At 71.4% G+C, this 12,897-nt stretch carries 9 protein-coding genes and 1 pseudogene; 6 read left to right on the plus strand and 4 right to left on the minus strand.

Annotated elements, in window-relative coordinates; translation table 11 throughout:
* Positions 1-168: 168 nt before the first annotated feature.
* Positions 169-369 (plus strand): AlpA family transcriptional regulator, encoded by a 201-nt coding sequence (locus OG982_RS09605; RefSeq protein ID WP_266788019.1) that lies wholly within the window; start codon positions 169-171, stop codon positions 367-369.
* Between the two features lie 65 nt (positions 370-434).
* Here OG982_RS09605 and OG982_RS09610 read toward each other — a convergent pair whose 3' ends face one another.
* A complete protein-coding gene (locus OG982_RS09610; protein ID WP_266788018.1) occupies positions 435-2,711 on the minus strand; it encodes an MMPL family transporter in 2,277 nt (758 codons plus the stop codon).
* A gap of 132 nt (positions 2,712-2,843) precedes the next feature.
* On the opposite strand from OG982_RS09610, the gene OG982_RS09615 reads away from it, so the two are divergent.
* The 3 genes from OG982_RS09615 (at position 2,844) to OG982_RS09625 (ending at position 6,429) form a co-directional block, all read left to right on the plus strand.
* The gene (locus OG982_RS09615; protein ID WP_266788017.1) at positions 2,844-3,518 is read left to right on the plus strand and encodes a TetR/AcrR family transcriptional regulator; all 675 of its coding nucleotides are present in this window, start codon (positions 2,844-2,846) and stop codon (positions 3,516-3,518) included.
* 154 nt (positions 3,519-3,672) lie between these two features.
* Positions 3,673-3,978, plus strand: a complete 306-nt coding sequence (locus OG982_RS09620) for a heavy-metal-associated domain-containing protein (protein WP_266788016.1) — start codon at positions 3,673-3,675, stop codon at positions 3,976-3,978.
* Positions 3,979-4,122: 144 nt separating this feature from the next.
* Positions 4,123-6,429 carry a cation-translocating P-type ATPase gene (locus OG982_RS09625; protein WP_266948326.1) on the plus strand — a complete coding sequence of 769 codons (2,307 nt, stop codon included), beginning with the start codon at positions 4,123-4,125 and terminating at the stop codon, positions 6,427-6,429.
* A gap of 442 nt (positions 6,430-6,871) precedes the next feature.
* On the opposite strand, the gene OG982_RS09630 is transcribed toward OG982_RS09625, so the two are convergent.
* Both OG982_RS09630 and OG982_RS09635 read right to left on the minus strand, forming a co-directional pair.
* Positions 6,872-8,161: a citrate synthase gene (locus tag OG982_RS09630; RefSeq protein ID WP_030010215.1), complete on the minus strand. Its 1,290-nt coding sequence runs from the start codon at positions 8,159-8,161 to the stop codon at positions 6,872-6,874.
* 182 nt (positions 8,162-8,343) lie between these two features.
* Entirely contained in the window at positions 8,344-10,590 is a 2,247-nt protein-coding gene (locus OG982_RS09635) for an ATP-dependent RecD-like DNA helicase (protein WP_266788014.1), read from the minus strand.
* A 278-nt stretch (positions 10,591-10,868) separates the two neighbouring features.
* On the opposite strand from OG982_RS09635, the gene OG982_RS09640 reads away from it, so the two are divergent.
* Complete coding sequence (locus OG982_RS09640; RefSeq protein WP_266948327.1) at positions 10,869-11,426, plus strand: DUF937 domain-containing protein; 558 nt, start codon at positions 10,869-10,871, stop codon at positions 11,424-11,426.
* A gap of 56 nt (positions 11,427-11,482) precedes the next feature.
* A pseudogene (locus OG982_RS09645) lies at positions 11,483-11,980 on the plus strand (GNAT family N-acetyltransferase); the annotation flags it as partial.
* Here OG982_RS09645 and OG982_RS09650 read toward each other — a convergent pair.
* A complete protein-coding gene (locus OG982_RS09650) occupies positions 11,931-12,854 on the minus strand; it encodes an EamA family transporter (RefSeq protein WP_266948329.1) in 924 nt (307 codons plus the stop codon). The pseudogene OG982_RS09645 and the gene OG982_RS09650 sit on opposite strands and share 50 nt — an antisense overlap.
* Positions 12,855-12,897 lie beyond the last annotated feature (43 nt).

A 12,897-nucleotide genomic window follows, 5' to 3' on the forward strand; every position in this document is an offset into this window, starting at 1 on the left:
CATGTCCGCATTATGCGGGTCTTCCGTCACAGCCGGTCGACAGCCACTCGCCTGCCTTCACTGTGCGTCGTTCTCCGGGCACAACCCGAGTGATCGTCACTGTCCACGTGCCGGCTCCCCCGACGGCCTCCCGGCCGGCCCCGCGGCGTGGACCAGGAGGTGTCGTTGATGAGCGACCGACAGCTGTGGTCCTACAAGGAAATCGCCGCCCATATTCGGGTCCAGCCTGACACCGTGCGCTCCTACCGCAAGCACGGGCTGCTTCCCCCGCCCGACCACGTGGAGGGCGGCAAGCCCTACTGGTACGCCGACACCATCCGCGCCTGGGTGGCCCGCCGCCCCGGCAACCGGAGCCGCCGCGAGGACTGACCCCCGGGGCCGGGCCACGGACGGGGCCGCACCACGCGCCCCGTCCGCCCACGGCCCGCGCCCCGCTAGTGCTGCCCGGCCGGTATCTTCTCCGGCCGCCCGGCCTCCGGCTCCGCCGGGACGGCGGCCGCGGCGGCGGGAGCGGACTCCCCCTCGCTCAGACCGAACCGCTCGTGGAGCCTGCGCAGCGGACGCGGCGCCCACCAGGTGGCCTTCCCGGTCAGCTTCATGACCGCCGGGACCAGCAGGCTCCGCACGACCATCGCGTCCATCAGCACGGCCAGCGCGATCCCGAGCCCCAGCATCTTGGTGTTGGTGACCCGCGAGGTGCCGATGGCCACCATCACCACCGCCAGGATCACGGCCGCCGCGGTGATCAGCCCGCCCGTGCGGGCCAGCCCGGTGCGCACCGCACCCTCATGGTCCCCGGTCCGGTCGTACTCCTCCTTGATCCGGGATATGAGGAACACCCCGTAGTCCATGGAGAGCCCGAAGGCGATGCAGAACATCAGCACCGGCAGGGTCGTCTCGATGTCCCCGGTGGAGGTGAAGGAGAGGAAGCCGGAGAGGTTGCCCTCCTGGAACACCCAGACCACCGCCCCGAACATCGCCGTCAGGCTCAGCGCGTTGAGCAGCACCGCCTGGAGGGGTATCAGCACGCTGCCGGTGAGCAGGAAGACCAGCAGGAGCGTGGCCAGCACCACCAGTGCCAGCGCGGCCGGCAGCTTCTCGGCTATGGCCTCCTGGGCGTCGACCAGCACCGCCGCCTGCCCGGTCACCGAGGTCTCGAACGGGGCCTGCACCTTGCGCACCTCGCCGACCAGGTCCTGGGCCCGCTCCCCCACGGCCTCGCCCTCGGTGGCGACGGAGAAGTAGGCGTACCGCGCGCCCGGGCCGGAGCTGACCGGCCCGTCCACCCGGACCACCCCGTCCAGGCCGGCCACCCGCTGCCGGTAGGCGTCGAGGTCGCCGGCTCCGGCGGCCCCCTCGGTCAGCACGATCAGCCCGCCCCCGGGGCTGCCGGGGAAGCCGTCCCGGATCTGCTGCTGGACCACGTGCGAGGACGCGGTCTTCGGCAGCTGCCGGTCGTCCACGGTGCCGAACTTGACGCCGAGGAAGGGCAGCCCGAGGAGCAGCAGCCCCGCCGTGGTGACGATGGCGAACACCGGGGCCCGGCGCATCACCAGCGCGGTCAGCCGCGCCCAGCCCCGCCCGGCCCCGTCGGCGGAAGCTGCGGCCGCGCCGTCGGCCCCCGCCGCACCCCGGCGCCGGCGCCACAGGCGCCGCAGGTCGAGGGAGTTGACCCGCTCCCCGAGCAGCACCAGCGCCGCCGGCAGCAGGATGAGCGCGGCCGCCGCCGCGAGGAGGACCACCGCGACCCCGGCATAGGCGAAGGAGCGCAGGAAGTACATCGGGAAGAACAGCATCGCCGAGAGCGCGACCGCGACGGTCAGGGCGGAGAACAGCACCGTACGCCCGGCGGTGCGCAAGGCGGCCCCGACGGCCGCCACCGGGTCCCGCCCGGCGGCGAGTTCCTCGCGGAACCTCCGCACGATGAACAGGGCGTAGTCGATGGCGAGTCCGAGGCCGAGCGCGGTCGTCAGGTTCTGGGCGAAGACGGAGACGTCGGTGAACTCGGTGAGCCCGCGCAGCACGGCGTTGGTGCCCAGGATCGCGACGATGCCGACGCCGAGCGGCAGCAGGGCCGCGACGGCGCTGCCGAACACGAGGATCAGCAGCACGAGCGTCACCGGGAGGGCGATCAGCTCGGCGCGCAGCAGGTCCTCCTGGATCGTGGCGGTCACCTCCCGCTGGACGGCGACCGGCCCGCCGAGGGAGACCCGCAGCGGGCCGTGATCACCCTCGTAGCGCGGGGCGATCCGCTCCAGCGCCTGGGTGGCGGTCTTCTCGTCGCCGAGCACCCGGGCGGCGATCAGCGCTTGGCGGCCGTCCTCGGAGCGCAGGGCGGGCAGCGGGGTCCGCCAGTAGGAGCCGACGCCGGTCACCCCCCGCTCGGCGGCGAGCAGCCCCGTCAGCCGCTCGGCCTCGGCGGCGACGGCGGGGGCATCCACCCCGCCGGCCGCGTCGGCGTCCACGAGCAGCAGCAGGTTGGGCTGGGAGGCCGGGAATTCGCGCTCCAGGGCCTCGGCGGCGTAGGTGGACCGGGCGTCCGGGTCCTCCCAGCCGCCGCTGCCCATCCGGTCGGCGGCGCCACCGCCCGCGAACACGGCCAGCGCCGTGACGACGAGGGCGAGCAGCAGCGAGAGCCGCGGCCGGGCCGTGACGAACCGGGTCCACCGGCCGCTCTCCCCGGGCGGCGGCGGATTTTTGACTTCGGACATGACTCGGTGTCCCCTTCACCGTGATTGCCAGGCCAAATTAGACTGGCAAACACGAGCAGTCGCTCGCGTTCCCCAAGAATGCGAGCGCCCTCTCGCGTTTGTCAATCGCCCACGGGAAGCAAGGGATCGGACATGCCGGAGAGCCCTCAGGCCCAGCCGAAGGACAAAAAGGGAGAAAAGACCTCGGAAGCGGCGGCCGCGCCGCGCCGCCGCCAGGCCCGCGGGGAACGCCGGATCGCCCAGCTCCTCGCGGCCGCCGCCGGCGTGTTCTGCCGTACCGGCTACGCCGCGGCGAGCACGAACGCCATCGCCCGCGAGGCCGGCGTCTCACCGGGCACCCTCTACCAGTTCTTCCCGAACAAGGAGGCCATCGCGGTCGAGCTCGGCGGCCAACTGCTGCACCGCGCGCACGAGATGCACGGCCAGGCGTTCCTGCCCGAGAACCTGGCCAAGCCGCTGCCCGAGCTGCTGGACGCCGTCCTCGACCCGGTGATCGCCTTCAACTGCGAGAACCCGGCCTTCTGGGCGCTCATGCACGGCTCCGGCGTCCCCGGCATCCAGCAGGAGCACGAGGAGCTGCACTCGAGCCTGCTGACCCGCGTCGAAGGCGTCATGCGCAGCTTCTGCCCGGACAGCACGCCCGCCGAGCTCGCCCGCGTCTCCAACATGGTCCTGGGCATCTTCAAGTCCTCGCTCGACCTGATCCTCGCGACCGAGGGCGCCGAGCGGGCCGCCTACGTCGCCGAACTGAAGACCGTGCTGCTGCGCTACGTGGAGCCGATGATCACCACGTCCCGCCCCCACTGACCGGGCCGACACGCGGCGGGGCGGAAAAGAACGCCGGAAGATGCTCGCCTGATACCCCCTAGGGGTATAGTCTCTGAGTGGCCGGGGAGGACGGTGGGAGGATCCGCCACCACACCCGGCACCGGACACGCAAGCCCCCGAAGAGGAGAACGACATGACCGCCGAGACGGAAACCCAGCAGTCGGCCGGTTCCTGCTGCTCCCCCGCAGGTTCCTGCCACGACACCGCGGCCGACGTCCAGATCGGCGCCGTCACCGCCGTCTACCGGGTGACCGGCATGACCTGCGGGCACTGCGAGGGCGCGGTGACCGCCGAGCTCACCGCGCTGCCGGGGGTCAGCTCCGTCAAGGCCGTCGCCGCGACCGGCGAGGTCACCGTGGTCTCCGCCGCCCCGCTCGCCGAGGACGACGTGCGCGCCGCCGTGGACGAGGCCGGGTACGAGTTCGCCGGCCAGGCCTGAGCAGCCCCCACCGCGACCGCGGGCAGCAGGCAGCAGGCAGCAGGCAGCAGGCAGCACGAAGAACGCGCACGCAGTACCCCGCCGGGTCGTACCGGCCAGCTCATACTGGTTCCGTACGGCTCGGCCCACCCCCTGGAGCCGGACATGAGCAGCAGCACAGTGCACGACGGACCCATAGCGGCGCAGGCCCAGACCGCCGAGGTCGAGCTGACCATCGGCGGTATGACCTGCGCCTCCTGCGCGGCCCGCATCGAGAAGAAGCTGAACCGGATGGACGGGGTCACCGCGACGGTGAACTACGCCACCGAGAAGGCCCGGGTCTCGTACGCCGGTGACGTGCGGGTCGCCGATCTCATCGCGACCGTCGTGAAGACCGGGTACACGGCCGAGGAACCCCCTCCGCCGACCCCGGAGCCGGAAGCGGGAGCCGGGGCGGAGACCACCGGAGCCGAGGCCCCGCGCGATCCCGAGTTGGCCGCGCTGCGCCAGCGGCTGCTGGTCTCCTCGGTGCTCGCCCTTCCCGTCGTGCTGCTCGCCATGATCCCGGCCCTCCAGTTCGACAACTGGCAGTGGCTCTCGCTGACCCTGGCCGCCCCCGTGGTCGTCTGGGGCGCCCTCCCCTTCCACAAGGCCGCCTGGACCAATGCCCGGCACGGCGCGGCCACGATGGACACCCTGGTCTCGGTGGGCACGCTGGCCGCCTTCGCCTGGTCCCTGTGGGCCCTGTTCTTCGGCGACGCCGGGATGCCCGGCATGCGGCACGGCTTCACCCTCTTCACAGTCCAGGGGGGCACCATCGGCCGCACGGACGGCGCCTCCGCCATCTACCTGGAGGTCGCGGCCGGAGTCGTCAGCTTCATCCTGCTCGGCCGCTACCTGGAGGCCCGCTCGAAGCGGAAGGCGGGCGCCGCCCTCAAGGCCCTGCTGGAACTCGGCGCCAAGGACGTGGCCGTCCTGCGCGGCGGCGCCGAGGTACGCGTCCCCGTGAGCGCGCTCACCGTCGGCGACCGGTTCGTCGTCCGCCCCGGCGAGAAGATCGCCACCGACGGCACCGTCGTCGAGGGCAGCTCCGCCGTGGACGCCTCGATGCTGACCGGCGAGTCCGTCCCGGTCGAGGTCGCGGTCGGCGACTTCGTCACCGGCGCCACCGTCAACGCCTCCGGCCGTCTCGTCGTCCGGGCCACCCGGGTCGGCTCGGACACCCAGCTCGCCCGGATGGCCCGGCTCGTCGAGGACGCGCAGAACGGCAAGGCCGAGGTGCAGCGGCTGGCCGACCGGATCTCCGGGGTGTTCGTGCCGGTCGTCCTGCTGCTCGCGCTCGGCACCTGGGTGACCTGGCTGCTGATCACCGACAACCCGACCGCCGCCTTCACCGCCGCCGTGGCCGTCCTGATCATCGCCTGCCCGTGCGCCCTGGGCCTGGCCACGCCGACCGCGCTGATGGTCGGCACCGGCCGGGGGGCCCAGCTCGGCATCCTGATCAAGGGCCCCGAGGTGCTGGAGTCCACCCGCCGCGTGGACACCGTCGTCCTGGACAAGACCGGAACCGTCACCACCGGCCGGATGACCCTGGCCGGCGTCCACCCCGCCGAGGGCGTCGACGAGAACGAGCTGCTCCGCCTCGCGGGTGCCCTGGAGCACGCCTCGGAGCACCCGATCGCCCGGGCCATCGCCACCGGCGCGGCCGAGCGCAGCGGCGAACTCCCCGTACCCGAGGGCTTCGAGAACCTCGCCGGGCTGGGCGTGCAGGGCGTGGTCGACGGTCACGCCGTCCTGGTCGGCCGGGAGAAGCTGCTCGCCGACTGGGCGATCACCCTGCCCGCCGGGCTCTCCGAGGCCAAGGCGGCCGCCGAGGGCGCCGGCGCCACCGCGGTGCTGGTGGCCTGGGACGGCGCGGCGCGCGGCGTGCTGACGGTCGCGGACGCGGTCAAGGAGACCAGCGCGGAGGCGGTGTCCCGGCTGCGGGCGCTCGGCCTCACCCCGATCCTGCTGACCGGCGACAACAAGGCCGTCGCCGAGACGGTGGCCCGCGAGGTGGGCATCGACGAGGTGATCGCCGAGGTGCTCCCGCAGGACAAGGTGGACGTCGTGCGCCGGCTCCAGGCGCAGGGCCGTACGGTCGCCATGGTGGGCGACGGGGTCAACGACGCGGCCGCCCTCGCCCAGGCCGATCTGGGCCTGGCCATGGGCACCGGCACCGACGCCGCGATCGAGGCCGGCGACCTGACCCTTGTACGGGGCGACCTGCGGGTCGCGGCGGACGCGATCAGGCTCTCCCGCAGGACCCTCGCGACCATCAAGGGCAACCTGTTTTGGGCCTTCGGCTACAACGTGGCGGCGCTCCCGCTCGCCGCGGCCGGCCTGCTCAATCCGATGATTGCAGGGGCCGCGATGGCGTTCTCCTCCGTTTTCGTGGTGAGCAACAGCCTCCGGTTGCGATCCTTCCGATAGGGGCCCTCCTCCTTCACTCTGACACCGTTTCTTCACAAGAGACGCAAATCACAGTGATGGGAGCGTAACCATCGGGCGGTCGGGTGGGTCTAATGGGGCGATGCCAAGAACGTCTTGGGGGACGTTCACGGGGGTCTTGGGGGACGTCCGAGGCATCAGCCGGCCGGGACGCGTGCCCACTGGGAAGCTTTGAGCGGCCCTCCCGACCCGTACGGGTCCCGGCAGAAAACCCATCGGAGCGCGCCTCGTGCGCGCTCCTCGCCGACGCCCCGGCTCGGGTCCCGTGGGGGGAATCCGTTCCGGGGAAAAGGAAAGCGCCCCGACCGTCGACCCGTGGGGGGATCGACGGCGGGGCGCTTTTCGCTGCCTGCGCCAAAGGCCGCCACGAACGTGGCGGCCTTTGACTGTGCGCAATCGCGTGGAGCCGTGTGCGGCCTCAGCCTCAGCGGGCCTCGACCGGGACGAAGTCGCGCAGGACCTCGCCGGTGTAGATCTGGCGCGGGCGGCCGATGCGGGAACCCGGCTCCTTGATCATCTCGTGCCACTGGGCGATCCAGCCGGGAAGCCGGCCGAGCGCGAAGAGCACGGTGAACATCTCGGTCGGGAAGCCCATGGCCCGGTAGATCAGACCCGTGTAGAAGTCCACGTTCGGGTAGAGGTTGCGCTCGACGAAGTAGTCGTCGGCCAGCGCGTGCTCTTCCAGCTTGAGCGCGATGTCGAGCAGCTCGTCGCTCTTGCCGAGCGCCGAGAGGACGTCGTGCGCCGCAGCCTTGATGATCTTCGCCCGGGGGTCGAAGCTCTTGTAGACGCGGTGTCCGAAGCCCATGAGGCGGACGCCGTCTTCCTTGTTCTTCACCTTGCGGATGAAGGCGTCGACGTCGCCGCCGTCGTTCTTGATGCCTTCCAGCATCTCGAGGACGGACTGGTTGGCGCCACCGTGCAGCGGGCCCCACAGGGCCGAGATGCCGGCGGAGATCGAGGCGAACATGTTCGCCTGCGAGGAGCCGACCAGGCGCACGGTGGAGGTCGAACAGTTCTGCTCGTGGTCCGCGTGCAGGATCAGCAGCTTGTCGAGCGCCGACACCACGACCGGGTCCAGGTCGTACTCCTGGGCCGGCACGGAGAACGTCATGCGCAGGAAGTTCTCGACGTAGCCGAGGTCGTTGCGCGGGTAGACCACCGGGTGGCCGACCGACTTCTTGTACGCGTACGCCGCGATCGTCGGGAGCTTGGCCAGCAGCCGGATCGTCGAGAGGTGCCGCTGCTTCTCGTCGAACGGGTTGTGGCTGTCCTGGTAGAACGTCGACAGCGCGCTGACCACGGAGGACAGCATCGCCATCGGGTGCGCGTCGCGCGGGAAGCCGTCGTAGAAGCGCTTCACGTCCTCGTGCAGCAGCGTGTGCTGGGTGATCTCGTTGCGGAACGACGCGAGCTGGTCGACGGTCGGCAGCTCACCGTTGATCAGCAGGTACGCGACCTCGATGAAGGTCGAGCGCTCGGCCAGCTGTTCGATCGGGTAACCGCGGTAGCGCAGGATGCCCTGCTCACCGTCGAGGTAGGTAATCGCGGACTTGTAGGCGGCGGTGTTTCCGTAGCCACTGTCCAGAGTGACGAGCCCGGTCTGGGCCCGCAGCTTCGAGATGTCGAAGCCCTGGTCACCGACGGTGCTCTCGACCACCGGGTAGGTGTATTCACCGTCCGCGTACCGGAGTACTACAGAGTTGTCGCTCACGTCATCCCTCACCGACGTAGTGCCTCTTCTTCGAGGTGCCCTGACTGCCTCTACCTTCCCCCATTTGGCGCAGGAGAGTGCACTCGGGGTCGGCCTTTGGTCTTTTTGACGGCACTGAGTGCCTTCAACCTGCTCATCCTGCCCCCTCCGCACCGGTGCGGGAACCCCAAATGATCGATCATCTAGGTGATGTTTCCCACCGGTATCCGACCGGACAGCCTGGGTGCGACCGCTGTGAACCTCCTGCCTGCGGAAACGGTACGCACAGCCTGGCCGAGAGCCTTGCGGGACCCGACCAGCACGACGAGTTTCTTCGCCCTGGTCACCGCCGTGTAGAGCAAGTTGCGCTGGAGCATCATCCAAGCCCCGGTGGTGACAGGGATCACGACGGCCGGATATTCACTCCCTTGGGAACGGTGGATGGTGACGGCGTACGCGTGGGCCAGCTCGTCGAGCTCCGAGAACTCGTACGCGACCTCCTCGTCCTCCTCCGTCCGGACGGTCAGGCGCTGTTCGTCCACGTCGAGTCCGGTGACCACCCCGACGGTGCCGTTGAACACGCCGTTGGCCCCCTTCTCGTAGTTGTTGCGGATCTGGGTCACCTTGTCGCCGACCCGGAAGACCCGGCCGCCGAACCGCTTCTCGGGCAGGTCCGGCCGCGCCGGGGTGATCGCCTGCTGGAGCAGTCCGTTGAGGTTGCCGGCGCCGGCCGGGCCCCGGTGCATGGGCGCCAGTACCTGGATGTCGCGGCGCGGGTCGAGGCCGAACCTGGCCGGGATCCGCCGGGCGGCCACGTCCACGGTGAGCCGCCCGGCCTCCTCGGTGTCCTCCTCGGGGAAGAGGAAGAAGTCCGGGAGACCGTCGGTGATCGGCGGCGCGCCGGTGTTGATCCGGTGGGCGTTGGTGACCACGCCCGACTGCTGGGCCTGCCGGAAGATCCGGGTCAGCCGCACCGCGGGCACCGGCCCGCCTTCGGCCAGCAGGTCCCGCAGCACCTCCCCCGCGCCGACCGACGGCAGCTGGTCCACATCCCCCACCAGCAGCAGGTGTGCACCCGGTGCCACGGCCTTGACCAGCTTGTTCGCGAGCAGCAGGTCCAGCATCGAGGCCTCGTCGACCACCACCAGGTCCGCGTCCAGCGGCCGTTCGCGGTCGTACGCCGCGTCCCCGCCCGGTTTGAGCTCCAGCAGCCGGTGCACGGTGGAGGCGTCCGCCCCGGTGAGCTCCGAGAGCCGTTTCGCGGCCCGGCCGGTCGGCGCGGCGAGCACCACCTTGGCCTTCTTCGCCCGGGCCAGCTCCACGATCGAGCGCACCGTGAAGGACTTCCCGCACCCCGGGCCGCCGGTGAGGACGGCGACCCGCCGGGTGAGCGCCAGCTGCACCGCCTCCCGCTGCTCGGGCGCCAGCTTGGCGCCGGTGCGCCCGGCCAGCCAGTCCAGGGCCTTGGCCCAGTCCACGTCCCGGAAGCCCGGCATCCGGTCCTCCTCGGCGTTGAGCAGCCGCCGTACCTGCCCGACCAGCGACAGCTCGGCCCGGTGGAAGGGCACCAGGTACACGGCGGTCAGGGGGTCCGGGCCGCCCTGCGGATCCGGCACGGATTCCCGTACGACGCCTTCCGGGTCGGCGGCGAGCTCGGCCAGGCACTCGATCACCAGCCCGGTGTCCACCTGGAGGAGCTTGACCCCGTCGGCGATGAGCCGCTCCTCGGGCAGGAAGCAGTGCCCCTGGTCGGTGGACTGGGACAGGGCGTACTGGAGCCCTGCCTTGACCCGCTCGGGGCTGTCGTGCGGTATGCCGACGGCCTGCGCGATCCGGTCGGCGGTGAGGAAGCCGATGCCCCACACGTCGGCGGCGAGCCGGTAGGGCTGGTTCTTGACCACCGAGATGGAGGCGTCGGCGTACTTCTTGTAGATCCGGACCGCGATGGAGGTGGAGACGCCGACACCCTGGAGGAAGACCATGACCTCCTTGATCGCCTTCTGCTCCTCCCAGGCGGCGCCGATCAGCCTGGTCCGTTTGGGACCGAGGCCGGGCACCTCGATCAGCCGCTTCGGCTCGCCCTCGATGACGTCCAGGGTGTCGAGGCCGAAGTGCTCCACGATCCGGTCGGCGATCTTCGGGCCGATGCCCTTGATCAGGCCGGAGCCGAGGTAGCGCCGGATGCCCTGGATGGTGGCGGGGAGGATGGTCGAGTAGTTCTCGACCGTGAACTGGCGGCCGTACTGCGGGTGGGAGCCCCAGCGGCCCTCCATGCGCAGCGATTCGCCCGGCTGCGCCCCGAGGAGGGAACCGACGACGGTGAGCAGGTCGCCGGCGCCGCGGCCGGTGTCGACCCGGGCGACCGTGTACCCGCTCTCCTCGTTGGCGTAGGTGATGCGCTCCAGCACCCCCTCGACCACCGCCTGTTGTACCGCCCCGTTCGTCGTCATGGCACGAAGCTACCGGTAGCCGCCGACAGCCCGCCGGGCCTGTGGACAACTCGGGAACGACGAGGCCGCGGAACCCAGAGGGGGTCCGGCCTCGCGGCCGGACCCCCTCACGGTTACCCCTCCCTCGTCGGACTTCCCGATCCCCCCAGATCCCCTCCCGGAAGTGCCGACGCACCATATGACCCTCGATCCCCCCAGACGGTTGCACGCGGAATCGCAGATTTATTTTTCGTTGACCCGAGGTGCCGGAAAATCGGGACGGACGTAGCGTTTCCGGCATGAGTGAATCCTCGTTCCAGGACGACGTGCTCGGAGAGCTCGGGCCCGACCGGCTGACCGAGATCGCGTCCCTGCTCGGCACCGACGAGAGCGGTGCGAAGGAGACCGTCGCGACCACGGTCGGCGCCATGACCGGCGGCCTCCAGCAGAAGGCCGACGCCGATGACGACGACGGCAACGAGGTGCGCCAGGCCTTCGCCGAGGTGGCCGAACCCCCGCTGCAGGGCGTGGCGACGCTCGGCGGCGGGCTGCTCGGCGGCGGGCTGATGGCCGGGGTGCTCGCGAAGGTGAGCAAGCCGGTGGCCGCGGCCGTCTCGAAGAAGACCGGCATCCCCGCGCCCACCATCGCCCGGGTCATCGAGATGCTGATCCCCGTTCTGCTGGCGGTCTTCGCCAAGCGCGCGGCCGGCGCAGGCAATGCGGGCAACGTCGCCGGCCAGGGCTCCCCGACCGCCTCCGGGACGGCCCCCGCCGGCGCGGCCCCCGGGTCCGCCCCGGCGCAGGGCGGCGGGCTCGGCGACCTGCTCGGCCAGATCCTGGGCGGCGGCAAGAAGTAGCCGGCGCGCTATCCTCGGGGGCCATGGAGCCCCCTGCTGACACCCCTCCCGCGAAGGTCCTCCTGCGGGATCCGGAGCCCGGCGAGCTGGGCTGGATCGTGCAGCGGCACGGCGCGCTCTACGCCGGCGAGTTCGGCTGGAACCAGGAGTTCGAGGGCCTGGTCGCCCGTATCGTCGCGGACTTCGCCGAGGACCACGACCCCCACCTGGAGCGCGTCTGGATCGCCGAGCTGGACGGGGCGCCCGTCGGCTCGGTGATGTGCGTACGGGAGGACGGCGCGCCCGGGACCGCCCGGTTGCGGCTGCTCCTGGTGGAACCGGCCGGCCGCGGTCACGGCATCGGGAGCCTGCTGGTCGACACCGTGGTCGCGTTCGCCCGTTCCGTCGGCTACCGCGAGCTGGTGCTCTGGACCAACGACGTGCTGACCTCGGCCCGTTCCCTGTACGAGCACGCCGGGTTCACGCTGGTCTCCGAGCAGCCGCACCGCTCGTACGGCGTCGCGCTCACGGGGCAGGACTGGCGACTGCCGTTGCGGGAGAGCTCCCCGCGCTGACGGCGGTGCGAGCCGGCGTACGGGCCGGGGCCAGCGAGGTCACCGCCACTCCGCCGACCAGCAGCACCGCCGCGACCCAGCGCAGCCCCGAGATCCCCTCACCCAGCACCAGCGCGGCCGAGGACATCCCGAACACCGGCACCAGCAGCGAGAACGGCGCCACCGCGGAGGCCGGGTAGCGCCGCATCAGGTAGCTCCAGGCGCCGAAGCCGAACACGGTGGACACCCACGCCACGTACGCGATGACGGCCGCCCCGGACCAGTCCAGGCCGCGCAGCGCCGCCAGGTCCCGGCCGGGCCCCTCGAACAGCAGCGAGAGCGCGAACAGCGGCAGCACCGGGACGGTGCAGACCCACACCATGAAGTTCATCGCGTCGGGCGGCGCCGCCTTGCGGGTCAGCACGTTGGAAACGCCCCAGCAGGCGGCGGCCGCCACGACCAGCGTGAAGCCGAACACCGGCCCGGAGGCGCCGCCGTCCACGGCGGCGACGGCGATCCCGGCGAGCGCGACGCCCATGCCGAACACCCGCACCCGGCCGGGCCGCTCGCGCAGCACGACGGCGGCGAGCACGGCGGTGAACACGGCCTGGATCTGGAGCACGAGCGAGGACAGCCCGGCCGGCATCCCGGCGTCCATCCCCGTGAAGAGCAGGCCGAACTTGGCGATCCCGAGGGCCGCGCCGACCCCCAGGATCCACTTCCAGGCGACCTTGGGCCGCCCGACGAAGAACACGGCGGGCACGGCGGCGACGAGGAAGCGCAGGGCGGACAGGAGCAGCGGCGGGAAGTGGCCGAGACCGATCTGGATGACGACGAAGTTGAAGCCCCAGACGGCGGCGATGAGCACGGCGAGTGCGGTGTGTACGGGACGCATGCTCCGAGCATCGACGCCCGGACCATGTAGCACCAGCGCGGAT

The sequence above is a fragment of the Streptomyces sp. NBC_01551 genome, assembly GCF_026339935.1.
Classification (GTDB): Bacteria; Actinomycetota; Actinomycetes; order Streptomycetales; family Streptomycetaceae; genus Streptomyces.

Coding starts and splice junctions, on each gene's coding strand:
- OG982_RS09615 (WP_266788017.1), top strand. CDS start 2,844: ATGCCGGAGAGCCCTCAGGCCCAGCCGAAGGACAAAAAGGGAGAAAAG.
- OG982_RS09605 (WP_266788019.1), top strand. CDS start 169: ATGAGCGACCGACAGCTGTGGTCCTACAAGGAAATCGCCGCCCATATT.
- OG982_RS09650 (WP_266948329.1), bottom strand. CDS start 12,854: ATGCGTCCCGTACACACCGCACTCGCCGTGCTCATCGCCGCCGTCTGG.
- OG982_RS09620 (WP_266788016.1), top strand. CDS start 3,673: ATGACCGCCGAGACGGAAACCCAGCAGTCGGCCGGTTCCTGCTGCTCC.
- OG982_RS09640 (WP_266948327.1), top strand. CDS start 10,869: ATGAGTGAATCCTCGTTCCAGGACGACGTGCTCGGAGAGCTCGGGCCC.
- OG982_RS09635 (WP_266788014.1), bottom strand. CDS start 10,590: ATGACGACGAACGGGGCGGTACAACAGGCGGTGGTCGAGGGGGTGCTG.
- OG982_RS09625 (WP_266948326.1), top strand. CDS start 4,123: ATGAGCAGCAGCACAGTGCACGACGGACCCATAGCGGCGCAGGCCCAG.
- OG982_RS09610 (WP_266788018.1), bottom strand. CDS start 2,711: ATGTCCGAAGTCAAAAATCCGCCGCCGCCCGGGGAGAGCGGCCGGTGG.